Source organism: Streptomyces lacaronensis (assembly GCF_047337785.1).
GTDB classification, from domain to species: domain Bacteria; phylum Actinomycetota; class Actinomycetes; order Streptomycetales; family Streptomycetaceae; genus Streptomyces; species Streptomyces lycopersici.
This window is the reverse complement of the sequence record NZ_JBLHDK010000003.1, coordinates 4,760,517-4,784,894: the sequence shown is the minus strand read 5'-3', so window position 1 is coordinate 4,784,894 and position 24,378 is coordinate 4,760,517. Positions and strand designations below refer to the sequence as shown.

Below are 24,378 nucleotides of genomic sequence, written 5' to 3'. Positions count from 1 at the left end.
GCCCCGGGAGACCGCCAGCCATGACACGACTCTTCAACAACCCAGCCGCCTTCGCGGACGAGGCCCTGGAGGGCTTCGTCGCCGCCCACCGGCGCCTGGTCCGGCGCGTCCCCGGCGGCGTCGTCCGGGCCACCGCCCCCGCCCCCGGCCAGGTGGCCGTGGTCGTCGGCGGTGGTTCGGGCCACTACCCGGCCTTCTCCGGTCTGGTGGGGCAGGGCCTGGCGCACGGCGCCGCGGTCGGCAATGTCTTCGCCTCGCCCTCGGCCCAGCAGGTGCGCCAGGTGGCCAGGGCGGCTCAGACCGGTGGCGGGGTGCTGATGGCGTTCGGCAACTACGCGGGCGATGTGCTGCACTTCGGCCAGGCCGCGGAGCGCCTCACCGCCGAGGGCATCCCCTGCGCGACGCTCGCCGTGACCGACGACGTCTCCAGCGCCGCCGCCGGGGAGTCGGAGAAGCGGCGCGGGGTCGCGGGCGACCTCGCGGTGTTCAAGACCGCCGCCGCGGCCGCCGAGGCGGGGCTGCCCCTGGTGGAGGTGGTCCGCCTCGCGAAGCTGGCCAACGCACGGACCCGCTCGTTCGGCATCGCCTTCTCCGGCTGCACCCTGCCCGGCGCGGACGACCCGCTGTTCACCGTCCCGGCTGGCCGGATGGCGGTGGGCCTGGGCATCCACGGGGAGCCTGGGCTCGCCGAGCGCCCCGTGCCCAGCGCCGACGAGGCCGCCGAACTGCTGGTCTCCACCCTGCTCGGCGAGCTGCCGGAGGGCGTCGGGAGCCCGCGCGGACAGCGGGCGGGCGTGATCCTCAACGGCCTGGGCTCGGTCAAGTATGAGGAGCTGTTCGTCGTCTACCGCCGGGTGGCCAGGCTGCTCGCCGAGGCGGGCGTCGAAACCGTCGACCCCGAGGTGGGCGAGCTGGTCACCAGCTTCGACATGGCGGGCGTCTCGCTCACCCTCTTCTGGCTGACCGATGAGCTGGAGCCGTTGTGGACGGCCCCGGCCGACGCCCCCGCCTACCGCAAGGGAACGGTCGCGGCACCCGCCCCGTCCGCGACCGCGAGCGCGGACACGGAGCTCGCCGAGGACGCCGCCGTCCCTGAGGACGCCGCCGTCCCCGAGGACTTCGCCGTCCCCGTGTCGAGCGAACCTTCCCGTGCCGCGGCCCGCACCGCGCTGGCGGCGCTCGGCGCCATCGAGACGACCATCCGGGCTCACGCCGACGAACTCGGCCGCATCGACGCGGTCGCCGGCGATGGCGACCACGGCATCGGCATGCGGCGCGGCTCCGAGGCCGCGCACGCGGCCGGACGGCGGGCCCTGGAGCGGGGCGCGGGCGTCGGCACCCTGCTGCACCATGCCGCCGACGCCTGGGCCGACCGGGCCGGCGGCACCTCCGGGGCGCTGTGGGGGGTCATCCTGCGGGCGCTCGGTACGGCCCTCGGCGACACCGAACCGCCCGGCGCGCACCCCGTCAGCGTCGGCGTGGACGCCGCCGCGGACGGGGTGATGCGGCTCGGCAAGGCGGAGACCGGCGACAAGACGATGGTCGACGCCCTGGTCCCGTTCGCCGACGCGCTGAGCGACGCGGTCGGCGGGGGAGCGCCGCTGGCCGCCGCCTGGGACACGGCGGCCACCGCCGCCGACGCCGCCGCCACGGCCACCGCCGAACTCCTGCCCCGGCTGGGTCGCGCCCGGCCGCACGCGGAGAAGTCCCTGGGCACCCCCGACGCCGGTGCGGTGTCCCTCGCCCTGATCGTCCGTGCCGTGCACGGCGCGCTCGCCGGGAACAGCGCCGTCGACACCACCCCGGACACCACCTCCGAAGCCACCGCCGACACCACCGCCGACACCACCGCCGACACCACCGCCAGGAAAGGCTGAGATGAACGACAAGCTCCGCATCGTCGTCGGATCCGATGACGCCGGATACGACTACAAGGAGGTTCTGCGGAAGGACCTGGAGGCCAGCCAGCTCGTCGCGGCCGTGACGGACGTGGGCGTGGACGCCGACGGGCACACCGCCTACCCGAAGGTCGCGATCGCCGCCGCCGAACTCGTGGCCGCGGGCGAGGCCGACCGGGCGCTGCTGGTGTGCGGCACCGGACTCGGGGTCGCCATCGCCGCCAACAAGGTCAAGGGCATCAGGGCCGTCACCGCCCATGACAGCTTCTCCGTCGAACGCGCCATCCTCAGCAACAATGCCCAGGTACTCACCTTCGGCCAGCGCGTCGTGGGTCTCGAACTCGCCCGCCGCCTCGCCCAGGAGTGGCTCACCTACCGCTTCGACACCTCCTCGGCCTCGGCCGCCAAGGTCGAGTTGATGTGCGCCTACGAAGAGGGCATGGCCTACGAAGAGGGCACGGCCGCCTGATGTCCTCCCCTCACGTCCCGCCCGTCACCATCGGCGTCAGCCTGAAGATGTACTTCGGGCACCACCAGACGCTCAACTGGTGCCGTCGCGTCGCGGCGATCGCCGAGCGGCACCCGGCCGTCACCGGCGGCCTCGTGGAGACGTTCGTCCTGCCCTCCTTCCCGACGCTGGTCCCGGCCGCCGGACTGCTCGCCGGGACCGGGGTCCGGGTCGGCGCACAGGATCTGAGCGCCGAGGAGCCCGGCGCGTTCACCGGCGAGGTGAGCGGCGCCCAGCTCAAGGAGATCGGCTGTGCCTACGCCGAGGTGGGCCACGCCGAGCGGCGCCGCCTCTTCCACGAGGACGAGACGGTCGTCGCGGCCAAGACCGCCGCCGCGCTGCGCCACGGCCTCACCCCCGTGCTGTGCGTCGGTGAGCCGGAGCGCACCGACGCCGGGCGGGCGGCCGAGCGCTGCGCCGCCGAGGTCGAGTCCGCGCTCGCCGTGGCCGGACGGGCCGGGGTGCTCGGCCCGGTGATCGTGGCCTACGAACCGCAGTGGGCCATCGGCGCCCCCGAGCCCGCCTCGCCCGAGCACATCCGCACCGTGTGCACCGCCCTGAGCACCCGGCTGGCGGAGCGGACGGAGCTCGCGGGCGGCCGGGTCGTCTACGGGGGCAGCGCCGGACCCGGGCTGCTCACCCGGCTCGGCTCCGAGGTCGGCGGGCTCTTCCTGGGCCGCTTCGCCCATGACCCGGGCGCGTTCGAGGCCATCCTGGACGAGGCGGCGGCCCTGCACGGGACGACCGTGGCGGGGGTGGTGTGAGATGGCCATCGGACTGAGCAGCTACGCCTTCTTCTGGCAGATCTCCTCGAAGGCACCCCGGCCGCTGACGGTGGCGGACATGCTCCGGCGCACCCGTGACCTGGGCGTCGGCGTCTTCCAGATCTGCGACTACCCGTTGATCGAGACCTACTCCGACGCCGAGTTGGCGGACCTGCGCGCCCTCGCGGGGGAACTCGGCATCCGGCTGGAGCTGGGCACCCGCGGCGTCCGCCCCGGGCATCTGCTGAGGTATCTGGAGCTCGCGGAGAAGCTGGGCGCGACCTTCGTCCGCTCCATGCTGAACACCCATGACCACCGGCCGACCGTCCCCGAGGCGGTCGAGCTGCTGCGCGAGGCGGTGCCCGGCTACGCCGCGCGGGGGGTCACCCTCGGCCTGGAGACGTATGAGCAGGTCTCGACGGACGACCTGCTGGCCGTGGTCACCGCCGTCGACAGCCCGCACCTCGGCGTCTGCCTGGACCCGGGCAACAGCGTGGCCCGCCTGGAGCGGCCGGCCGATGTGATCGACCGCACCGCCCCGTACGTGGTCAACATCCACGTCAAGGACTTCGCCTTCACCCGCCGGGACGGCTGGGTCGGCTTCACCCTCGCAGGCTGCCCGCTCGGCGAGGGGCTGCTCGACTACGACCGCATGATCGCCGCGGTCGGCCCGGAGGCGAGGGGCGTCAACCAGATCGTGGAGCACTGGCTCCCGTGGCAGGGCGGCTTCGAGGAGACCGCCCGGCTCGAAGACCAGTGGACCCAAGCCAGTGTCCGCACCTTGAACACCCTGATGAGGAGCACCTGATGGCCACCCCCGCCACCGAGCCCACGACCGTCGCCGTCATCGGCGCCGCCGGGAAGATGGGCCTGCGCGTCTCGGCGAACCTGGAGAAGAGCGACTTCCGCGTTCTGTTCAGCGAGAACTCCCCCAAGGGCCAGGAGGCCCTGGCCGAGCTGGGCCGCGAGGTCATCGACGCGGACAAGGCGGCGGCCGAGGCGGACGTGGTCATCCTCGCCGTCCCCGACCGCGTACTCGGCGCGGTGTCCGAGGCACTGGTGCCGGTGATGAGGCCCGGCTCGGTCGTCCTCACCCTGGACCCGGCCGCCGCGTACGCGGGCCTGCTCGCCCGGCGCGACGACGTCGCCAACGCCTGTGCGCACCCCTGCCACCCGTCGGTCTTCCTGGAGCGCACCACCAAGGAGGAGTGGGCCGACACCTTCGGCGGGATCGCCGCCCCGCAGGAGGTCGTCGCGGCCTTCGAGTCCGAGGACGCGGCGGCGCGCGAGCTGACCGAGACCGTGATCCGCACGATGTACGCCCCGGTCGTGGACGTCCACTGGGTGACCGTCAAGCAACTGGCCGTCCTGGAGCCCACGCTCGTCGAGACCATCGCCTGCATGGTCGGCGCGCTGCTGACCGAGGCCCTGCACGAGACCGTCCACACCGTGGGCGTCCCGGAGCCGGCCGCCCGCGCGATGCTGCTGGGCCACACCCAGGTCGCCCTCGCCAACACCCTCAAGGGCGACAACCCGTTCTCCGACGCCTGCCTGATCGCGATGGACTACGGACGGGAGTCGATCGTGCGGGACGACTGGAAGAAGGTCTTCCAGGACGATGAGCTCGACAAGGTCATCACGCGGATGCTCAAGATCAAGGAAATCCGCCGCGCGGCGTGACGCTGCGCTGTGCGCTGTGCGGTACGCGGTTACGCCCCCTGTCCCGGTGCGCCCACGGGGGAGCGCACCGGGACAGGGCTTCGGCTCAGCCCGTGCTGAGGCGGTCGAGGTCGCCTGCCTTGACGGCGCGTATGAAGACCCCGAACGTGGCGGGGGTAGTGGCGAGGATGGTGTCGGGCACGTCGCTCTCGCGCAGCCGTACGGTGTGGTTGTCCCCGGTGGCGACGTAGACGCAGTTCCCCGCGTTCGGGCTGTACGACGACTTTCGCCAGTTGTCTGTGGGCACGCGTGCTCCTTCGTCAGATTTCCTGCGCGATGCGGCGAATCCTGTCGCGTGACTCGGCGGGGTTGAGGGCGCAGGCTTCCATCCGGTCCAGTACGTTGCGATACCGGGCCAGTTGCGGCTGGGCGTCCAGGAACTCGGAGCCGTGGTCCGAGTCGAGCTGGACGGTGTCGAGTCGCGGGACTTCTCCGCCGAGGTAAATGATGCCCTGCCCGGACATGGGGAAGATTCCCGCGCCGAACGGGACCACCTTCACGGTGATGTTCTCCCGCTCGCTCATCTTGATCAGGTACTCAAGCTGAGCGCGAGCCACCGCCGACCCGCCGAAGCCCATGCGCAGAGCCGCCTCATGGACGATCGCCGTCAGCGGGGTGGGCCGCTCCCCGTAGAGCACCGCCTGCCGTTTGACGCGGAACGAAACGTGGTGCTCCACCTCGTACAAGGCCAGCGCGGGCAGCGCGTCACTGATAAGCGCCCGAGCGTGTTCCGTGGTCTGTAGCACCCCGGGCATGTGGAACACGGACACGATCCGCATGTACGCGGCGTGGTACTCGAGTTCGGCCAGGTCGAGCATGCTCGCAGGAAGGATCTCGCGGTACTCCTCCCACCACCCTCGGGTCCGCCCACCGGTCATGCCCGTAAGCGCCTCGATCAGTTGCTCGTCGGCGCACTCGTAAAGACGGGCCAGGGCGCGCACCCGATCGGCGCTTACCGCATAGCCGCCTGCCTCGATGTTGCTGATGCGCGACTGGGTGGCTCCGAACAGCTCACCGGCCTGGGTCGCTGACAGTTCCACGCCCTCGCGGAGGCGGCGCAATTCGGTGCCGAGGCGTCGCTGCCGCACGGTGGGCGGGAGTTTGAGCCGGGCCATTGTTCGTCTCTCCTTGCTTGGGCATGCCCCGGTTATCACCCGATCGAGGGGTGTTGGGCTGGGAAGAACCCATACGTTGGACTGTAGTCCAACGCGGGCCGTACGGTGTAACTCGCCTGCTCGGTCGGGGCATTGCGTCGCAGACTCCGCGCCGACCTGCTCAACTCCTCCTCCTGACGGGAGACTTCCATGGCCACCGTAGCCGCCCAAGGCCCCAGCTCAGCGCCGTTCGATTTCGACAAGGAGGTGTGCGCACTCGTACGCGACACCGCGCCGCGCCTGTTCGCCGTGGTGCAGGAATACGACCTGGAGACCGAGTACGCGGACGCGCATGTCGCCGCCTGGGGCATGGCGTACGACGACGGCAGCGCACACGTGATCGGGGTGGGCGGCATCGTGACGATGTCCCTCCAGTCGCCGGAGCGGGCGGTGCGGCATTACGGCCGCCGCGAGGGGATCTCCGCCCGGCTGGTGTGGCTCGACCCGGGGGCCGGTGCCACCTTCGCGCGGGCCGAGGCCGCGTAAAACAGACGAACGGCTCTGGGCCGCTCCAAGGGCGCAACCGACCCATCCGGCACCCTCGCTTGCCGTACGGTGAGCGAGGCACTTTAGGAGGGCAGAGGCGAATGACCACGCAGCCGGTTCACGACGGTGGGGCGCTGATCCCCAGACCCGAGAAGACCTTCCCCGCGCTGCGTGCCGCGCTGGCGCAGGTCGCACCCTCCCGCTTGGCGGAGATGACGTCGGAGCGGGACACGGTCTTCACGATGGCCACCCAGTCCAACAGCTTCGGGCCGATCGCCATGTTCCAGCTGAAGTGGCCCACGGTGATCGAGAGCGAGCGGTTTCCCGACGTGGCGCGGCGCCTGCACGCCGCCGAGCACGCCGCTCAGACGCTCGAGAAAGAGGATCCGAAGTGGCAGGCGGCCATGGATGAGATCCGGGAGATCATGCAGACCGCACGCGCGCAGGTCGATGTTCCAGTATCTGACGGTCGTGCGGCGGGAACGCCTGTACATCGTCCAGGTGACTCCCTGGCCTCTGTGATCCTGGCGCCGCCACGCGAAGGGCGCGGGTCGACCCCCGGTAACTGATCCCGCACCGGGGGTGCGCGGTAGGCGGAGGGGCGGACCGCGTCCGGCGCGGGCTGTCGGCGGGTGGCCGTACTCTGGAAGACCCCCGGCCCGTGACACGTGTCGGGTCATTCGCGTTGTCCGTCTCCGGGATGGAATAGCCCTTTATGAGCCTCACCGGTCTGCTCGACGCCGTCGTAAGGGACCCCGCGCTCGCCGAGGCGGTGCGCGGCGCCGCCGACGGTCATCGCCCCCACGTCGATCTGGTCGGCCCGCCTGCCGCCCGTCCGTTCGCCATCGCCGCGCTGGCGCGCTCCGCGGGCCGTCCCGTGCTCGCCATGACGGCCACCGGCCGGGAGGCGGAGGATCTGGCGGCGGCGCTGCGCTCGCTGCTGCCGCCGGACGGGGTGGTGGAGTACCCGTCCTGGGAGACGCTGCCGCATGAGCGGCTCTCCCCGCGCTCGGACACGGTCGGGCGGCGCCTCGCGGTGCTGCGCAGGCTGGCCCATCCGAGCCCGGACGACCCGGCGGCCGGTCCGGTCTCGGTCGTGGTCGCGCCCGTACGGTCCGTGCTCCAGCCGCAGGTCAAGGGGCTCGGGGACCTGGATCCTGTGAGCCTGCGGGCCGGGCAGACCGCCGATCTGGAGGAGATCGTGGACGGGCTGGTGGCCGCCGCGTACTCCCGGGTCGAACTGGTCGAGAAGCGCGGCGAGTTCGCCGTGCGCGGCGGCATCCTGGACGTCTTCCCGCCGACCGAGGAGCATCCGCTCCGGATCGAGTTCTGGGGCGACGACATCGAGGAGATCCGCTACTTCAAGGTGGCCGATCAGCGGTCCCTGGAGGTCGCCGAGCACGGGCTGTGGGCCCCGCCCTGCCGTGAGCTGCTGCTGACCGACGACGTAAGGGAGCGGGCCGCGGCCCTCGCCGAGGCCCATCCCGAGCTGGGCGAACTGCTCGGCAAGATCGCCGAGGGGATCGCGGTCGAGGGCATGGAGTCCCTGGCCCCGGTCCTGGTGGACGACATGGAGCTGCTGCTGGACGTCCTCCCGGCGGGCAGCATGACGGTCGTCTGCGAGCCGGAGCGGGTGCGCACCCGGGCGGCGGACCTGGTGGCCACCAGCCAGGAGTTCCTCCAGGCGTCCTGGGCGGCCACCGCCGGGGGAGGAGAGGCCCCGATCGACGTCGGCGCGGCCTCCCTGTGGAGCATCGCGGACGTCCGTGACCACGCCCGTGAGCTGGGCATGATGTGGTGGTCGGTGAGCCCCTTCGCGGCCGACGAGGAACTCGACGCCCATACGGTCAAGCTCGGCATGCACGCCACCGAGAGCTACCGCGGCGACACCGCCCGGGCGCTGGCCGACACCAAGGGCTGGCTGGCCGACGGCTGGCGCACGGTCTATGTGACCGAGGGCCACGGCCCCGCCTCCCGCACCGTCGAGGTGCTCGGCGGCGAGGGGATCGCGGCCCGGCTGGACGGCGACCTCACCGAGATCACGCCGTCCGTGGTGCATGTGGCCTGCGGCTCGATCGACTACGGCTTCATCGACCCGGCCCTGAAGCTGGCCGTGCTGACCGAGACGGATCTGTCCGGGCAGAAGGCCGCGGGCAAGGACGGGGCGCGGATGCCCGCGCGCCGCCGTAAGACGATCGATCCACTCACTCTCGAGGCGGGCGACTTCATCGTCCACGAGCAGCACGGCGTGGGCCGCTACATCGAGATGGTGCAGCGCACCGTCCAGGGCGCCACCCGCGAGTATCTGGTGGTGGAGTACGCCCCGGCCAAGCGCGGCCAGCCCGGCGACCGGCTCTTCGTCCCCACCGACCAGCTGGAGCAGGTCACCAAGTACGTGGGCGGCGAGGCGCCGACCCTGCACCGGCTCGGCGGCGCCGACTGGACCAAGACCAAGGCGCGCGCCAAGAAGGCCGTCAAGGAGATCGCCGCCGACCTGATCAAGCTCTACTCGGCCCGGATGGCGGCGCCCGGCCATGCCTTCGGCGCGGACACCCCCTGGCAGCGCGAGCTGGAGGACGCGTTCCCGTACGTGGAGACCCCCGACCAGCTCACCACCATCGCCGAGGTCAAGGAGGACATGGAGAAGTCGGTTCCGATGGACCGGCTGATCTGCGGCGACGTCGGCTACGGCAAGACCGAGATCGCGGTCCGTGCCGCCTTCAAGGCGGTCCAGGACGGCAAGCAGGTGGCGGTGCTCGTGCCCACGACCCTGCTGGTGCAGCAGCACTTCGGCACCTTCGGCGAGCGGTACGGCCAGTTCCCCGTCAACGTCAGGGCGCTCTCCCGCTTCCAGACCGACACCGAGGCCAAGGCGGTGCTGGAGGGGCTGCGGGACGGCTCGGTCGACATCGTCATCGGCACCCACCGGCTCTTCTCCTCCGAAACCAAGTTCAAGGATCTGGGCCTGGTCATCGTGGACGAGGAGCAGCGCTTCGGCGTCGAGCACAAGGAGCAGCTGAAGAAGCTCCGCGCCAATGTGGACGTGCTGACCATGTCCGCCACGCCCATCCCGCGCACCCTGGAGATGGCGGTCACCGGCATCCGCGAGATGTCCACGATCACCACCCCGCCGGAGGAGCGCCATCCGGTGCTGACCTTCGTCGGTCCGTACGAGCAGAAGCAGATCGGCGCCGCGATCCGGCGTGAGCTGCTCCGCGAGGGCCAGGTCTTCTACATCCACAACCGGGTGGAGTCCATCGACCGGGCCGCCGCCCGGCTGCGCGAGATCGTCCCCGAGGCGCGGATCGCCACCGCCCACGGGCAGATGTCGGAGAGCGCGCTGGAGCAGGTCGTGGTCGACTTCTGGGAGAAGAAGTTCGACGTCCTGGTCTCCACGACCATCGTCGAGTCCGGGATCGACATCTCCAACGCCAACACCCTGATCGTCGAGCGCGGCGACAACTTCGGCCTCTCCCAGCTCCACCAGCTGCGCGGCCGGGTCGGGCGAGGGCGCGAGCGCGGTTACGCGTACTTCCTCTACCCGCCCGAGAAGCCGCTCACGGAGACCGCCCATGAGCGGCTGGCCACGATCGCGCAGCACACCGAGATGGGCGCGGGCATGTATGTGGCGATGAAGGACCTGGAGATCCGCGGCGCGGGCAATCTGCTCGGCGGCGAGCAGTCCGGCCATATCGCGGGCGTCGGCTTCGACCTCTACGTCCGGATGGTCGGCGAGGCAGTCGCCGACTACCGCGCCTCGATCGAGGCGGGCGAGGGCGAGCCCGTGGAGGCGCCGCTGGAGGTCAAGATCGAGCTTCCGGTCGACGCGCACGTCCCGCACGACTACGCCCCCGGCGAGCGGCTGCGCCTCCAGGCGTACCGGGCGATCGCCTCCGCCAACAGCGAGGACGACATCCGCGCCGTCCGCGAGGAGCTCACCGACCGCTACGGCAAGCTCCCCGAGCCGGTGGAGAACCTCCTCCTGGTCGCCGGTCTGCGCCTGCTGGCCCGCGCCTGCGGCGTCACCGACATCACCCTCCAGGGCTCCAACATCCGCTTCTCCCCGGTGGAGCTCCGCGAATCCCAGGAGCTGCGCCTCAAGCGCCTCCACCAGCGCTCGATCATCAAGCCCGCCACCAAGCAGGTCCTGGTGCCCCGCCCTGCCACCGCCCGCATCGGCGGAAAGCCGGTGGTGGGGCGGGAGCTGCTGGCGTGGACCGGGGAGTTCCTGACGTCGATCCTGGGGTCGTGAGGGCGAGCCTGGGGGCGTGACCTGGCGGCCGTACCGGGCGGTTGTCCTGAGCCTGCTTGCCTGCGGGGCCGCCGTGCATGGAAAAGGTGGGGAGTCGGGCCGGTGACGCCCGGCTGAGTCGCTGCACCATGGGCGCGCTGCGCGATCGAGGTTCTCGGCTGATCGCTCAGGCAAGGGGGACAGGGGCGGGCCGCGCGCGACACCCCCGTCGTCGCGCGGCGGCCGGCCCCGGCTCATGAGCCCGGCGGGTTGGCCGGGTGCGGTGCCGTGCGGGTGGGGGAGTGCGCGCTCAGCCCTCGGCGAGAGGCGGGGCCCGGCGCGGCCCGTCGTGGCTTGTCCAGGACAGTACGCGCCCGCGGCACCCGCGGCGAGGAACGATGTGCACAGTGAGCCCGCCGGGCGGTTCCCCTTCGAACGGTGAGTGTTCTGGTGAACGGTGAGTACGGCGGCTAACGGTGAGCGCGCCCGCGTCGCCGCCCCCGGCCGCCAGGGATCGTCTCAGAGCGAGCCGAGGGCCCGCATCGCGAGCCATAGTTCGTACTTCGCGCTCGGCGCGGTCAGCAGGGAGCGGCCCAGGACGTCCTCCGCCCTGGTCAGGCGCTTGCGGGCGCCCGGGAGGGAGATGCCGAGGGCGGTGGCCGCGGCGGGGAGGCGGGCGTCGGCGCGCAGCCAGGTGCGTATGGTCTCCAGCCCGGCCGTCGGGCCGGCCTGCTCCAGGGGGCGCAGCTGGGCCCGGGCCCAGGTCCCGGCGGCGGGGGTGCCCAGCACCGCGTCCAGCGTGGCGGTGTGCCCCGGCGGGGCCTGGGCGCGGGCCGCCGAGGCCTGGGGCGCGGTGTGCAGCCGCAGCGCGAGCCACGCGGCCGACTGCGCGGCCAGGCTGCGGCTGACCTCCACGCCCAGCAGCTCGTCCAGGTGGCGCATCCGCGCCGCGAGCGTATTGCGGTGGATCTTCAGATGGCGGCTGGCCGCCCCGCCGAAGCTGAGCCACGACCCGAGCGTGCCCAGCAGCTCCTGCGGTCCCGGGTCGGCGCGGCGGGCCGGTGCGTACCGCAGACAGGGCGCCAGGAGCTCGCTCGCCCACACATAGCCCTCCGGGCCCGCCAGGACGGTCACATCCACGTCGCCGCCGAAGCTCGCACGGCGCCCGGGCGCGTTGCGGGCCACCGCCAGCGCGTGGATGGCCTGCTCGTACGCGGTCGGCGTGTCCCGCAGCGCGACCGCCGCGCTCACCCCGACCCGGCACTCGGGCACCAACCGGACGATCAGCAGGTCCAGTGGCGCCGGGCCGCCGTGCGGGTCACCGCTCACCATCGCCGGACCCGGACCCGGACCCGGACCCGGGCCCGGCTGGGGCGGTACGAGCGCGAGCACGTGGTTCGGACGCACCGGGCACGGCACGATCCACGCCCCGCCCTCCGCCTCGCGGTCGATCCGCCGGACGATCTCGCGCCGCCGGGCGTGCGGGCACTCGATCACATACATCTGGACCACCGTGGGCAGCGGAGGCCGCAGCGTCCCGGCGATCCGCTGCGCGGCGGGCACGCTGCCCACCATCAGCAGATGCAGCACCGCCTCCCGGCTGTGCTCCTCGGCCGACTCGATCCGCCGCCGTGCCCGCTCGGACTGCTCCAGCCGCCAGCACAGGGCGAGGGTGCGGGCGGCGTCGGCGAGCAGCGTTCCGCAGTGCGGATCGTCCGGCCCCACGACGGCGAGATACGTCCTGGGGCCGGTGTCGAGCGCGATCAGATGCACCGGGGGCCCCTCGCCCCCGCCGAGCACGGCGGACGCCGCCCCGCGCCGGTGCAGTTCGACGGCGGCCTCGGCGGCGGCGCCGACGGCGAGCCGCGCCACCGCCGGGTCGTGCTCCCCGCCCGGCCCGGCCAGCACCCGCCCCGTGTCCCCGACCAGCACGGCCGGCCCCCCGGTCCGCCGGGCCAGCCAGCCGAGCATCTCCCGTACCGCCCCGCGTCGGGTCGCCAGCCGGGCGAGGGCGAGAACGTCATCGGCACGGTCGGCGCGGTCGTTGGGCACGTCGGAGGGCGGGGTGTGCATGAAACAGCACATTAGTTCTGATCGCCTGCGCACCGGCCACATCGAGGGCGATGTGGTCCTGGCCGATGGCGTCGGCCCCGGCCACGACCCGCTGAAGCGGGCCGAGAAGCTGCGGTCCGCGGACCCCAGCGGGTACGCCCGCCGGCGACCACGCCGCCGCGTGGTGGGGCTCCGCCGCAGGCCCCGGGGGTCGACGAGTCGGCCGTCGCCGCGATCAGCGCACCGGCCGGCGCGCCCGCCGCCCCGAGGCGGTCACCGCCCCACCGCGTACCCCTGCGCGCCGCGCGGGTTGGCGGCGGCGAGCAGGACGCCCGTCTCCGGGTCGCGGGCGACTGCGCACAGGCGCCCCTCCGACCAGGGGTCGCCGACCACGACGTCGTGGCCCCGGCGGCGGAGTTCCGCGACGGCGGGCTCGCCGACGCGGGACTCGACGACCACCCGGCCCGCCGTCATCGCCCGGGGGTGGAAGGAGCCGGGGAAGGACTCCTGGTGCCAGTTGGGGGCGTCGACGGCCCCCTGCAGATCCAGCCCGGAGCGCACCGGCGCCCGTAGCGCGACGCCGAGGAAGAAGTGCGTGCTCCACTGGTCCTGCTGGTCGCCGCCGGGAGTGCCGAAGGCCATGACGGGGGTGTCGTCGCGCAGCGCGAGAGACGGGGTGAGCGTGGTGCGGGGGCGGCGGCCGGGGGTGAGGGAGTTGGGTAGGCCGGGGTCCAGCCAGGTCATCTGGAGGCGGGTGCCGAGCGGGAAACCCAGCGCGGGAATGACGGGGTTGGATTGCAGCCAGCCGCCGCTGGGCGTGGCCGCGACCATGTTGCCCCAGCGGTCCACCACGTCGAGGTGGCAGGTGTCGCCCCGGGTCACCCCGTCCGGCCCGACCGCCGGTTCGCCCGTGCCCGCTGAGCCGGCGGCCGGACCCCCCAGCCCCAGGCCCAGGTCCCCTCCACCGACCGTCGGCTCGCCGCCGCCCGGCCCGGCGGCCGGTCCGCCCGCCCCGGACGCGGCGCGGGCCACGGCGGCCAGCGCCTGCTTGCTCAGCCGTGGCGTACGGCCCCCGGGGTGCCCGGGGCGCAGCTCGTACGAGGCCTGTTCGCCGATCAGCGCCCGCCGCTCGTCGTTGTACGGACGGGAGAGCAGCTCCGGCAGCGGAACGTCGGCGGCGTCCCCGTACCACGCCTCGCGGTCGGCCATGGCCAGCTTGCCGCCCTCGATCAGGAGGTGCAGGAAGTCGGGCGTGCCCAGGTCGGCCTCGCTCAGCCCGTCCGGCAGCAGGGCGAGTTGCTGGAGCAGCACCGGACCCTGGCTCCATGGCCCGGCCTTGCACACGGTCCAGCCGTTCCAGAAGTGGCGGACCGGCGGCTCGTACGTGGCCTCGAAGGCGGCCAGGTCGTCCCCGGTCATGGTCCCGGCGTTGCGGTGGCCGGACGAGTCCATCGCGGGCCGGGCCGCCGCGTCCGCCAGCTCCTCCGCGATGAAGCCCTCGCGCCAGACCCGGCGGGCGGCCTCGATCTGGGTCTCGCGCCCCGGCCCTGCCCCCACCGCCTCGGCGATCAGCCGCCGCCAGGTGGCGGCCAGCGCGGGGTTGGTGAGCAGCCGTCCGGCGGCGGGGGACGTCCCGTCCGGCAGATACAGCTCGGCCGAGGTCGTCCACTCGGTCTCGAACAGCTCCCGCACCGTCTCGACGGTCTCCCCGATCCGCTCGACCGCCGGGTGGCCGTGTTCGGCGTAGCCGATCGCGTACCGCAGCACCTCGGCGAGCCGCTTCGTGCCGTGGTCGCGCAGCAGCACCATCCAGGCGTCGAACGCACCGGGCACCGCCGCCGCGAGCGGGCCGGTGCCGGGGACGAGGTCGAGGCCGAGCGCGGTGTAGTGGTCGATGGTGGCTCCGGCGGGGGCCGGGCCCTGGCCGCACAGCACGGTGGGTTCGCCGCCCGCCGGGGCGAGGATGATCGGCACCTCGCCGGCGGGCCCGTTCAGATGCGGTTCGACCACATGCAGGACGAACCCGGCGGCCACGGCCGCGTCGAAGGCGTTGCCGCCGTCCTCCAGGACGGCCATGGCGGACTGCGAGGCCAGCCAGTGGGTGGAGGACACCATGCCATGGGTGCCCTGAAGGGTGGGCCGGGTGGTGAACATGTCGGCAGGCTCCTGGTCTCGTGCGGGTGCGGGTGCGCGGGCAGGTCTTACGGTCCTCAGGGGACTGAGGCCTCCTCAGGGGCCGAGGCGTCGGGCGCGGTGCCGTCGTCCGCCACCAGATGGCAGGAGACCTGGCGACGGCCGCCGCCCCCCGCAAGCCGCCGCAGCTCGGGCGGCTCGGTGCGGCAGCGGTCGACGGCGAGCGGACAGCGGGTGTGGAAGCGGCAGCCGCTCGGCGGGTCCAGCGGGCTGGGCAGCTCCCCGCTGAGCACGATCCGGGCGCGTGACCGCTGCGCGACCGGGTTCGGCACCGGGGCCGCGGACAGCAGGGCCTGGGTGTACGGATGCTTGGGGTCGGCGAACAGCTCGGCGGCCGGGGCCTGTTCCACCAGCTGCCCCAGGTACATCACGGCGATCCGGTCCGCGAGGTACTCGACGGCGGCCAGGTCATGGGTGATGAACAGACAGCCGAACCGCCGTTCCCGCTGGAGGTCCGCCAGCAGGTTGAGCACGGACGCCTGGACGGAGACGTCCAGCGCGGACGTCGGCTCGTCGGCCACCAGCAGCTGGGGATCGACCGACAGCGCGCGGGCGATGGAGACCCGCTGGCGCTGCCCGCCGGAGAGTTCATGGGGCCGCCGCCCTGCCAGTTCGGGCCGCAGCCCCACCTGGGCCAGCAGCTCGGCGACCCGGTCGCGCAGCGCGTCGCCGGAGGCCAGGCGGTGCAGCCGCAGCGGCTGGCCGACGATGGCGCCCACGGTCATCCGGGGGTCGAGCGAGGAGGACGGGTCCTGGAACACCAGGTGGAAGTCCTTGCGCAGCGGACGCAGCGCCCGCTTCGACAGCCGGGTCACATCGCGGCCGTTGATCGTCACCTGGCCCGCGGTCGGCCGGTCCAGCCGTACGGCGCACCGCCCCACGGTGGACTTGCCGCTGCCGGACTCCCCGACCAGGCCGACGATCTCGCCCCGGCCGATGCTGAGGCTGACCCCGTCGACCGCCCTGACGGTGCCGGCGGGTCCGGTGAAGTGGCGGACCAGGCCGCTGATGTCGAGCACGGCGTCATTCCGTGACGCCTGCGCGGGCGCGACGGCGGCGGTCATGAGGCGGCCTCCTCTTCGGGGCATGCGCGGTGTTCGGGGTGTACCGGCACCGGATACCAGCACGCGGCCTCGTGTGGCTCGGGTTGCTCGGGTTGCTCGGGTTGCTCAGAGCGCTCGTACGGTTCATACCGTTCGTACCCCTCGCGCCTGTCGTCCCGCTCGCGCGGTGGCCGCAGCGCCCGCAGCGGGGGCCTGTGCTCCCCGCACCGCTCGTCGGCGTAGGAGCAGCGGGGCTGGAAGGTGCAGCGGTCGGGCTGTTCGGCGAGGCTCGGCACCAGTCCGGGGATCTCCTGGAGCCGTCCCCGCCCGCCCTCCGCCCGCCGTCGGCCGGGCACCGGCACCGCGCCGAGCAGCCCGCGGGTGTACGGATGGCGGGGCGCGCCGAACAGCTCGTCCACCGGGGCCTGTTCAACGCCCCGGCCCGCGTACATCACCAGCACCCGGTCGGCGGTGTCGGCGACCACGCCCAGATCGTGGGTGATCAGTACGATCGCGGTGCCGAGCCGCTCCCGGAGGGATTGCAGCACCTCCAGGATGCCCGCCTGCACGGTGACGTCCAGCGCGGTGGTGGGCTCGTCGGCGATGAGCACGGCGGGGTCGCAGGCGATCGCGATGGCGATCATCACCCGCTGTCGCATTCCGCCGCTGAGCTGGTGCGGATAGTCGCGGGCCCGCTGGGCGGGGGCGGGGATGCCGACGAGGTCGAGCAGGTCCACGACCCGTTCGCGCGCCTCGCGGCGGCCGATCCCCTGATGGCGCCTGAGGACCTCGCCGACCTGGCGGCCGATGGTGAGGACGGGGTTCAGCGAGGTCATCGGCTCCTGGAAGATCATCGCGATCTCCCGGCCGCGGACGTCCCGCAACTCGCTCTCGTCCGCTCCCACCAACTCCCGTCCGCCCAGCCGGATGGAGCCGCCGACGCTCGCGGTGGGCGGCAGCAGCCCCATCACGGCGGTGGAGGTCACGGACTTGCCGCAGCCGGACTCGCCGACCACGGCCAGGACTTCACCGGCGGCGATGTCGTACGACAGCCCGTCCACCGCGTGGACCACGCGGGTCGGAGTGCGGAAGACCACGGACAGGTCCCGCACGCTCAGGGCAGGGGGCGCAGTGGACGTGGTCATCGGCTGTCTCCCTGGGGGTCGAGGATGTCGCGCAGCCCGTCCCCGAGCAGATTGAACGCGAGCGTCGCGGCGATGATCGCCAGGCCCGGGAAGACCGCCATCCAGGGCGCGGCGGCGATATACGCCTGGGCGCTGGAGAGCATCACCCCGAGCGAGGGGGACGGCGGCTGGACGCCGAGGCCGAGGAAGCTCAGCAGCGCCTCACCGATGATCGCGGTGGGGATGCCCACGGTGGCCTGGACGGTCAGCGCGGACAGGGCGCCGGGGAGGATGTGGCGGAAGAGCACGGTGCCGTCCCCGCCGCCGTTGGCGACGGCCGCCGCCACATAGTCGAGGTGTTTCAGCCGTAGCGTCTCCGCCCGGGTGATCCGGATGACGGCCGGGATCTGCGAGACGCCGACCGCGATCGTGGCGTTCATCAGGGACGGCCCGAGGATGGTGGCGAGACCCACCGCCAGCACCAGGAAGGGGAAGGCGAGCAGGGTATCGGTGAGCCGGGAGACCACCGAGTCGGCGAACCGCCCGTAGTAGCCCGCGAGCAGCCCGAGCGGCACCCCCGCCGCGAAGGCCAGCGCCACCGCGAGCAGCCCGATCTGCAGCGAGGCCCGCACCCCGTACACGACGCGGGAGAGCTGATCGCGGCCCAGGTCGTCGGTGCCCAGCCAGTGGGCCCAGCCCGGCTCGTGGAGGGCGGCGGCGAAGTCGGGGCGGGTCGGGTCGTATGGCGCGATGAGCGGTGCGCACACCGCGATCAGCACCAGGAACGCGGCGGCCACGGCCCCGGTGAGGGCCAGCTTGTTACGGGTCAGCAGCCGCAGCCGGGACAGCGGCGCGAGCGGGGCCCGCTCCCGCTCCTCGGCGGCGGGAAGGGCGGTGGCGGCCGCGCTCACTGGGCACCTCCGAGCCGGATACGGGGGTCGATCACCGAATAGGCCAGGTCCACCAGGAGGTTGACCAGGATGTAGGCGGTCGAGGTGAACAGCACCACGCCCTGCACCATCGCGTAGTCGCGGGAGAAGACCGCGTCGATGGTGAGCTTGCCGAAGCCCGGCAGGACGAAGATCTGCTCGGTGACCACCGCGCCCGAGATGAGGTGCCCGAGCTGGAGTCCGAGCACGGTCACCACGGTGACCAGGCTGTTGCGCAGGGCATGGCCCATGATCACCTGACGCCGGGAGAGCCCCTTGGCGCGCGCCGTGCGCACGTAGTCGGCGGACAGCGAACCCAGCATGGCCGCGCGCGTCTGCCGCATCACGACCGCCGCCAGACCGGAGCCGAGGACGATCACCGGGAGCACCATATGGCGCAGGTTCTCCATCGGGTCCACGCCGAACGGCACGAAACCGGAGGCGGCGAAGACCGGGACGGCGATGGCGAAGGCGAGGACGAGCACGATGCCGAGCCAGAAGGCGGGCACCGAAAGCCCCAGCAGCGCCACCGCGTTGACCAGCCACTCCTCGGGCCGGCCGCGCCGGACCGCCGCCACCACCCCGGCGCCCACGCCGACCACGACCGCGAGCAGCAGGGCCAGGGCGGACAGTTCGAGGGTGACGGGCAGCGCCTCCATCACCGAGTCCAGGACCGGCAGTCCGGTGCGGGAGGAGACCCCGAGGTCGCCGGTGGCGGCGTGCCGCACATAGCGCAGGTACTGCACCACGATGTTGTCGTCGAGCCCGTAGCTCTCGCGGATCTGGGCGATCGCCTCGGGCGTGGGCTCCTCCCCGGCCAGCGCGGTGGCGGTGTCGCCGGGCAGGGCCCGTACGCCGGCGAAGACCACGACACTGACCAGGAAGAGCGTGATCAGCGATTCGCCGAGGCGGCGGATCGGATACGACATCAGCTCCCTCCCTTCACATATCCGGCGTCCTTCACCCGGATCAGCCCGTCGCCGAAGACCTTCAGCCCGGCGACCTCCTTCGTCACGGAGACGTAGTTCGTGGGCTGGATCAGATAGAGCACGGTGTGCGCGGCGCGGACGCGCTCCACCAGTCGGGCGTAGATCTTCTTGCGGGCGGGCTTGCCCGCGGTGGCACCGCCCTCGGCGATCAGCCGGTCGATGGCGGGGTCGGAGAGCCCGCCGTAGTTCTGGGCGCCGCCGGTGCCGGCGAACGCGTCGATGTTGCCCGCCGGGTCCAGCCGCCCCGACCAGTTGGTGGTCGCCGCCTGGAAGTCGCCCGCGCGGGAGTGCTCCAGGCCGGTGGCGAACTCGGTCGGCGTCAGGCTCACCTCGAAGCCCGCCTCCTTGGCCATGGCCTGGATGACCTGGCCCAGCCGGTTGTCCTCAGGGGTGGTGCTGATCTGGAGCCGCACCCGGACCGGGGTGGTCACCTTGGCGGCCCTGAGCAGCCGCTTGGCCTTGGCCAGGTCGCGGGCCGGGCAGCGGGACCCGGTGGCGTACGGGGTGCCGGAGGGGAGCGGGCCGCAGGTGGGCCGGTAGCGGCCCTGGAAGACGATGGTGTTGATCAGGTCGCGGTCCAGGGAGAGGTCGAACGCCTCGCGCACCCGCACATCCCGCGCGATCGGGGTGTCGATCCGGCCCGGCGGCGCCCCGGCGCCCTTCGTATTGCCGATGTTGAGGGTCAGTCCGTAGTAGCCCAGTGAGGGGGAGTGGAACAGCTGGAGCCCGGGTTCGGTGAGCGCCCGGCCCACCTGGACCGGGTCCATCTGGTCGCCCACCTGGATGTCGCCGGACTGGAGATTCGCCAGCCGGACGTTGCCGTCGGTGATGGTGCGGTAGATCACCCGCCGCAGATGGACCGCGTCGGCGTCGTAGTAGTTCGGGTCCTTGTCCAGCACGATGCGGTCGCCCACCACGCGCTCGGCGTAGCGGAACGGGCCCACGCAGGTGGGGTGGCTCGCGAAGCCCTTGCCGTAGCGCTTCAGCGCGGTGGGGGACATCACCATGCCCGCGCGGTCGGCGAGCAGCGCGAGCAGCGGGACGTACGGCTTGGTCAGCCGCAGCCGTACGGTGTCGTCGCCGACCGCCTGGACCGAGGTGAGGGGCTTCAGCTCGCTCGCGCGCACGGAACCGGCCAGCGTGCGGTGGCGGTCGAGGGAGGTCTTGACCGCCTTGGCGTCCATGCGGGTGCCGTCGGCGAACCGGACGCCGCGCCGCAGCTTGACGGTGACGGTGCGGCCCCCGTCGCCGGTCGTGGGCGGGGCGGCGGCGAGCTGCGGCACGATCCGGTTCTCGGCGTCGACGTCGTAGAGCTTCTCGCACATCGCGGTGAACACGGTCCGGCCCACGGCGGTGCTGGCCAGGGTGGGGTCCAGCTTGTCCGGGTCCGATTTGAGGGCGATGGTCAGCGTTCCGCCGTCGCGGGCGGGCCGGGGGTCGGTCATCCGGTCGGCGCCCACCTCGGCCGTGGGGGAGGCCAGGGAGGCGCAGCCGGCGGTGGCGCCGGCGACCAGCACACACAGCACCCGGGCGGCGAGGGCGGCGGCGCGCGGTCGGTGGCGGGTGGGTGGGGGCCGGTCGCTGGGTCCGCTCGTTCTTTGGCGCATGGCGGGGTGCCTCACTGCTGGGGACGTCGGGGCGCGCGCTGCGGTGCGGCCAGGATGGCGCAGGGACAGCAGTTGGTCTATTGGTAGGACCAAATTGATGTGGGCAGACGCTAGCGTGCGGACCCGGCGGCTCCGGTTGCCCGCCCGTCACCACCTGGTTAAATCCGCTCGCGGCGGTGGCCGGGACACGCGCGTCGGCGACCGGGCGGGCGCCGGGTGGACGCCGGGGGCGGCGCCCGCCGGGTGTGAGACTCTGGAGCACCGGCCGGACCGGAAAGCTGAGGAAAGCTGAAGAAGGCGGAGGAAAGCCAGGAGATGGACTGGCGGCAACTGCGGCACTCCACCCTGTCGAGGCCGGACGCCCTGGCCGTCGGCCTGGAGCGGCTGATCCTGAGCGGAGAGCTGGCGCCCGGTTCCCGCGTCCCCCCGGAGCGGGAGCTCGCGGAGAGCCTCGGCGTCTCCCGGGGCTCGGTCCGCGAGGCGCTGCGCGCGCTCGCCTCGCGCGGACTGGTCGCCCGGCGCCCCGGCTCCGGCACCGTCGTGCTCGACCCGGGGGCCACTCCACGCGGCGACGTCCTGGCCTCGGGGCTCGATGCCACGGCGGAGCTGTTGCAGGTCATGGAGGTGCGCGCGTGCATCGAGCCCTCGGTGACCGCGCGGGCCGCCCGGCGGGCCACCCCCTCCGACATCGTCCAGCTGCACACCCTGCTGGACGCGATGCGACGGGAGCCCACGCGCCAGGAGTTCACCGACCTGGACCGCACCTTCCACCGCGCCATCGCCCAGTACACCCGCAACCCCCTGCTGTTGCGGCTGCTGGACCGGGTCTACGAGATCGGCGAGCCCGGTCGGCGCAAGACCTCGCTGTCCGCCGCCCGCCGGCGCGCCACGATCGAGGAGCACCAGGCCATCCTGCGGGCGATCGAGGCCCGCGACCCGGAGGCGGCCCGAGCGGCCTCCGAGGCCCATCTGGACTCGGTGCTGCACCGGATCGAGGAACAGCGGCGGCGCACGGAGGCACGGGCGGGTCCGGCGGGAGTCGGGGCTGTCGAGGCCGGTCTACAAGATTCCAAAAAAATTTCGGGCGGGGATGTCGAGAACGCGTGACCGGCTCCGTCCCTGGGATGAACGCGACCACAATGGGTCGCATCCGCATCGAGGAGAACCACGATGGCCAAGTATCTGCTGCTGAAGCACTACCGCGGCGCCCCGGCTCCGGTGAACAACGTGCCGATGGACCAGTGGACGCCGGAGGAGATCTCGGCGCACGTGCAGTACATGAACGACTTCGCGGCCCGGCTGGAGAAGACCGGCGAGTTCGTCGACGGTCAGGCGCTCGCCCCGGAGGGGTCGTGGGTGCGGTACGACGGTGAGGGGCGTCCGCCGGTCACCGACGGTCCGTTCGCCGAGACCAAGGACCTCATCGCGGGCTGGATGGTGATCGACGTCGACAGCCACGAGCGCGCCGTCGAACTGGCCGGTGAGCTGTCGGCCGCTCCGGGGAAGGACGGGAAGCCGATCCACGAGTGGCTGGAGGTGCGCCCGTTCCTGGCCGCCAAGCCCAGCACCACGGAGTGCACCTTCAAGTGACGCGGATGAACGAGGCCCTGATCAGGAGCCTCACGCCGGGCGTGCTCGGCGTCCTCGTCCGCCGCGGAGCCGATTTCGCGGCGGCCGAGGACGCCGTACAGGACGCGCTCATCGAGGCGGTCCGCGGCTGGCCGGCCGACCCTCCGCGGGACGCCAAGGGCTGGCTGGTCACCGTGGCCTGGCGCAAGTTCCTCGACGCGACCCGGGCGGACGCGGCCCGCCGCCGGCGTGAGGATCTCGTCGAGGAGCAACCGGCGCCCGGCCCGGCCGCCTCGGCGGACGACACGCTCCAGCTGTACTTCCTGTGCGCCCACCCGTCGTTGACGCCGTCGTCCGCCGTCGCGCTCACGCTGCGCGCGGTCGGCGGCCTCACCACCCGCCAGATCGCCCAGGCGTATCTGGTGCCCGAGGCGACCATGGCGCAGCGCATCAGCCGGGCCAAGCGCACCGTCTCCGGCATACGGTTCGACCAGCCCGGCGATGTCGCCACCGTGCTGCGCGTGCTGTACCTGGTCTTCAACGAGGGCTACTCGGGCGACGTCGACCTCGCCGCCGAGGCCATCCGGCTCACCCGGCAGCTCGCCACCGCGATCGACCACCCCGAGGTGGCGGGGCTGCTCGCCCTGATGCTGCTCCACCACGCCCGGCGCGCCACCCGGACCGCGCCCGACGGCAGCCTGGTGCCGCTCGCCGAGCAGGACCGCTCCCGGTGGGACACCAAGGCGATCACCGAGGGGGTGGAGATCCTCCAGGCGGCGCTCGCCCGCGACCGGCTGGGCGAGTTCCAGGCCCAGGCCGCCATCGCGGCCCTCCACGCGGACGCGCCCACCGCCGAGGAGACCGACTGGGTGCAGATCGTGGAGTGGTACGACGAGCTCGTCGGTCTGACCGACAGCCCGGTCGTCCGGCTGAACCGGGCGGTGGCGGTCGGCGAGGCCGACGGCCCGCGTGCCGGGCTGGCCGCGCTCGCGGAACTGGACGATTCCTCCCCTGGCTCTTCGAGCAGGGGATACCCCTTGCCCCGCCACGCGGCGGTGGCGGCGTACCTCCACGAGCGCGATGGCGACCTGGCGACGGCGGCCCGGCTGTACGCCGAGGCGGCCCACAAGGCGTCCAACGTCGCCGAACGCGACTATCTGACCCGCCAGGCCGCCCGGCTCAACACCGGCCGATCCCACTGACGGGCCGCATCAGCCACGAGTCGGCTCACGGGCGGACGTAGCGGTCGGGGTTGCCCTGCGGCCAGTTGACGGTGAGGCTCTGGCCGTCCCCGCTGACCACGGCGCGGCCACCGGAGATGGTCTCGCCCTGACAGCTCATGGTGACGGCCATGCTCGCACTGATCGTCCCGGGGCAGGACTTGCCCTGGTACCCCACGGAGAGGGAACCGCCGCTCACGGTCATCACGAGCGGCTTACCGTTCGGGTCGCGCACCGTGGAGTACCACGTGCCCTGCACGCTCGCCGGGGCGCCCGCCCGGGTCGGCGCGGGGGCCCGCGTCTTCGGGGTCGTGCGGCGCGGGGCCGGGGTGGTGGCGTCGGCGGCGCGGGTGGCCCTGGGGCTGCTCGGGCTCGCACTGGGGCTCTTGGCGGGCTTCGTACGGCTCGGGCTGGGGCTCGCACCGGTGGGAGTGGCGGAGGCGGTGCCGCGTTCCGCGTCGTCCGCCTTCTGAGCGGACGCCGTCTTGTCGGAGGCGCCGGACGACTGGTCGCCCTTGTCGTCGTCCTTGCCGCAGCCGGTCAGCGCCAGAGCCAGTACCGCGATGGCCACGGTGGCGGCCGCATTCATTTTCCGCACGAGAATCCCTGATATTCCTGAGTCAACGGGGAAGTTATGAGGGGAGATCTTGGCAGGCGGATACACCGAAGCTCCACAGATTTCGGAGATGTTCTCCAGGAAATGTTTACTGGAATCCGGATCAGCCGGTGGATCACCACCCACGTCCGGGTCCGCCTCGTCTCCTCCCGTGTGATGACCTCCGCGGCGATCCGGCGAACGGATGCGGCCCCCCCGCCGCGACCGGCCGGGTGAACAAGGGGTTAAGCGACTCGGAAAGGCCGGTTACGGCGATGTCGTTATTCCTTGTGCAAC

21 protein-coding genes are annotated in these 24,378 nt (G+C 72.7%); 11 read left to right on the top strand and 10 right to left on the bottom strand.

Going from position 1 to position 24,378, the window contains the following annotated elements; translation table 11 throughout:
- Positions 1 to 20 precede the first annotated feature (20 nt).
- From ACMTAK_RS20235 to ACMTAK_RS20215, 5 genes are read left to right on the top strand one after another with little or no spacing between them, the layout of a single operon-like run.
- A complete protein-coding gene (locus ACMTAK_RS20235; protein ID WP_413807526.1) occupies positions 21 to 1,877 on the top strand; it encodes a dihydroxyacetone kinase family protein in 1,857 nt (618 codons plus the stop codon).
- Between the two features lies 1 nt (position 1,878).
- Positions 1,879 to 2,367 (top strand): ribose-5-phosphate isomerase, encoded by a 489-nt coding sequence (locus ACMTAK_RS20230; protein ID WP_413807525.1) that lies wholly within the window; start codon positions 1,879 to 1,881, stop codon positions 2,365 to 2,367.
- Entirely contained in the window at positions 2,367 to 3,170 is an 804-nt protein-coding gene (locus ACMTAK_RS20225; RefSeq protein WP_413807524.1) for a triose-phosphate isomerase family protein, read from the top strand. Before ACMTAK_RS20230 ends, ACMTAK_RS20225 begins: the two co-directional genes overlap by 1 nt.
- A gap of 1 nt (position 3,171) precedes the next feature.
- Entirely contained in the window at positions 3,172 to 3,978 is an 807-nt protein-coding gene (locus tag ACMTAK_RS20220; protein WP_413807523.1) for a sugar phosphate isomerase/epimerase family protein, read from the top strand.
- On the top strand, positions 3,978 to 4,850 hold the full coding sequence (locus ACMTAK_RS20215) for a phosphogluconate dehydrogenase C-terminal domain-containing protein (RefSeq protein WP_413807522.1): 873 nt from the start codon (positions 3,978 to 3,980) through the stop codon (positions 4,848 to 4,850). The genes ACMTAK_RS20220 and ACMTAK_RS20215 overlap by 1 nt, the downstream gene beginning before the upstream one ends.
- Positions 4,851 to 4,935: 85 nt before the next feature.
- Here the strand turns inward: ACMTAK_RS20215 and ACMTAK_RS20210 are convergent, their stop codons facing one another.
- Together ACMTAK_RS20210 and ACMTAK_RS20205 are read right to left on the bottom strand one after the other, a co-directional pair.
- Entirely contained in the window at positions 4,936 to 5,136 is a 201-nt protein-coding gene (locus ACMTAK_RS20210; protein WP_413807521.1) for a DUF397 domain-containing protein, read from the bottom strand.
- Between the two features lie 13 nt (positions 5,137 to 5,149).
- A complete protein-coding gene (locus ACMTAK_RS20205; protein ID WP_413807520.1) occupies positions 5,150 to 6,004 on the bottom strand; it encodes a helix-turn-helix domain-containing protein in 855 nt (284 codons plus the stop codon).
- 189 nt (positions 6,005 to 6,193) lie between these two features.
- On the opposite strand from ACMTAK_RS20205, the gene ACMTAK_RS20200 reads away from it, so the two are divergent.
- The 3 genes from ACMTAK_RS20200 to mfd all read left to right on the top strand — a co-directional run bounded on the left by ACMTAK_RS20200 (position 6,194) and on the right by mfd (position 10,781).
- Positions 6,194 to 6,529, top strand: a complete 336-nt coding sequence (locus ACMTAK_RS20200) for a hypothetical protein (RefSeq protein WP_413807519.1) — start codon at positions 6,194 to 6,196, stop codon at positions 6,527 to 6,529.
- Between the two features lie 101 nt (positions 6,530 to 6,630).
- Positions 6,631 to 7,098, top strand: a complete 468-nt coding sequence (locus ACMTAK_RS20195) for a hypothetical protein (RefSeq protein ID WP_413807518.1) — start codon at positions 6,631 to 6,633, stop codon at positions 7,096 to 7,098.
- Positions 7,099 to 7,244: 146 nt separating this feature from the next.
- Entirely contained in the window at positions 7,245 to 10,781 is a 3,537-nt protein-coding gene (gene mfd / locus ACMTAK_RS20190; RefSeq protein ID WP_413807517.1) for a transcription-repair coupling factor, read from the top strand.
- Between the two features lie 498 nt (positions 10,782 to 11,279).
- Here the strand turns inward: mfd and ACMTAK_RS20185 are convergent, their stop codons facing one another.
- The 7 genes from ACMTAK_RS20185 to ACMTAK_RS20155 form a co-directional block, all read right to left on the bottom strand.
- Positions 11,280 to 12,833, bottom strand: a complete 1,554-nt coding sequence (locus ACMTAK_RS20185; protein WP_413807516.1) for a helix-turn-helix domain-containing protein — start codon at positions 12,831 to 12,833, stop codon at positions 11,280 to 11,282.
- Between the two features lie 252 nt (positions 12,834 to 13,085).
- Positions 13,086 to 14,966, bottom strand: a complete 1,881-nt coding sequence (locus tag ACMTAK_RS20180) for a gamma-glutamyltransferase family protein (RefSeq protein ID WP_413807515.1) — start codon at positions 14,964 to 14,966, stop codon at positions 13,086 to 13,088.
- Positions 14,967 to 15,022: 56 nt separating this feature from the next.
- A complete protein-coding gene (locus ACMTAK_RS20175; RefSeq protein ID WP_413807514.1) occupies positions 15,023 to 16,069 on the bottom strand; it encodes an ABC transporter ATP-binding protein in 1,047 nt (348 codons plus the stop codon).
- A complete protein-coding gene (locus ACMTAK_RS20170) occupies positions 16,066 to 17,193 on the bottom strand; it encodes an ABC transporter ATP-binding protein (protein ID WP_413807513.1) in 1,128 nt (375 codons plus the stop codon). Before ACMTAK_RS20170 ends, ACMTAK_RS20175 begins: the two co-directional genes overlap by 4 nt.
- On the bottom strand, positions 17,190 to 18,011 hold the full coding sequence (locus ACMTAK_RS20165) for an ABC transporter permease (RefSeq protein ID WP_413812945.1): 822 nt from the start codon (positions 18,009 to 18,011) through the stop codon (positions 17,190 to 17,192). Before ACMTAK_RS20165 ends, ACMTAK_RS20170 begins: the two co-directional genes overlap by 4 nt.
- 68 nt (positions 18,012 to 18,079) lie before the next feature.
- On the bottom strand, positions 18,080 to 19,030 hold the full coding sequence (locus ACMTAK_RS20160; RefSeq protein WP_210950407.1) for an ABC transporter permease: 951 nt from the start codon (positions 19,028 to 19,030) through the stop codon (positions 18,080 to 18,082).
- Positions 19,030 to 20,697: an ABC transporter substrate-binding protein gene (locus tag ACMTAK_RS20155; protein ID WP_413807512.1), complete on the bottom strand. Its 1,668-nt coding sequence runs from the start codon at positions 20,695 to 20,697 to the stop codon at positions 19,030 to 19,032. Before ACMTAK_RS20155 ends, ACMTAK_RS20160 begins: the two co-directional genes overlap by 1 nt.
- Before the next feature lie 315 nt (positions 20,698 to 21,012).
- Between ACMTAK_RS20155 and ACMTAK_RS20150 the strand changes: the two genes are divergently transcribed.
- The 3 genes from ACMTAK_RS20150 to ACMTAK_RS20140 all read left to right on the top strand — a co-directional run bounded on the left by ACMTAK_RS20150 (position 21,013) and on the right by ACMTAK_RS20140 (position 23,468).
- Positions 21,013 to 21,804: a FadR/GntR family transcriptional regulator gene (locus tag ACMTAK_RS20150; RefSeq protein ID WP_413807511.1), complete on the top strand. Its 792-nt coding sequence runs from the start codon at positions 21,013 to 21,015 to the stop codon at positions 21,802 to 21,804.
- 63 nt (positions 21,805 to 21,867) lie between these two features.
- Positions 21,868 to 22,287, top strand: a complete 420-nt coding sequence (locus ACMTAK_RS20145) for a YciI family protein (RefSeq protein ID WP_037950854.1) — start codon at positions 21,868 to 21,870, stop codon at positions 22,285 to 22,287.
- Between the two features lie 5 nt (positions 22,288 to 22,292).
- Entirely contained in the window at positions 22,293 to 23,468 is a 1,176-nt protein-coding gene (locus ACMTAK_RS20140) for an RNA polymerase sigma factor (RefSeq protein WP_413812944.1), read from the top strand.
- Between the two features lie 25 nt (positions 23,469 to 23,493).
- Here ACMTAK_RS20140 and ACMTAK_RS20135 read toward each other — a convergent pair whose 3' ends face one another.
- On the bottom strand, positions 23,494 to 24,084 hold the full coding sequence (locus tag ACMTAK_RS20135) for a RodZ family helix-turn-helix domain-containing protein (RefSeq protein ID WP_413807510.1): 591 nt from the start codon (positions 24,082 to 24,084) through the stop codon (positions 23,494 to 23,496).
- Between the last annotated feature and the right edge of the window lie 294 nt (positions 24,085 to 24,378).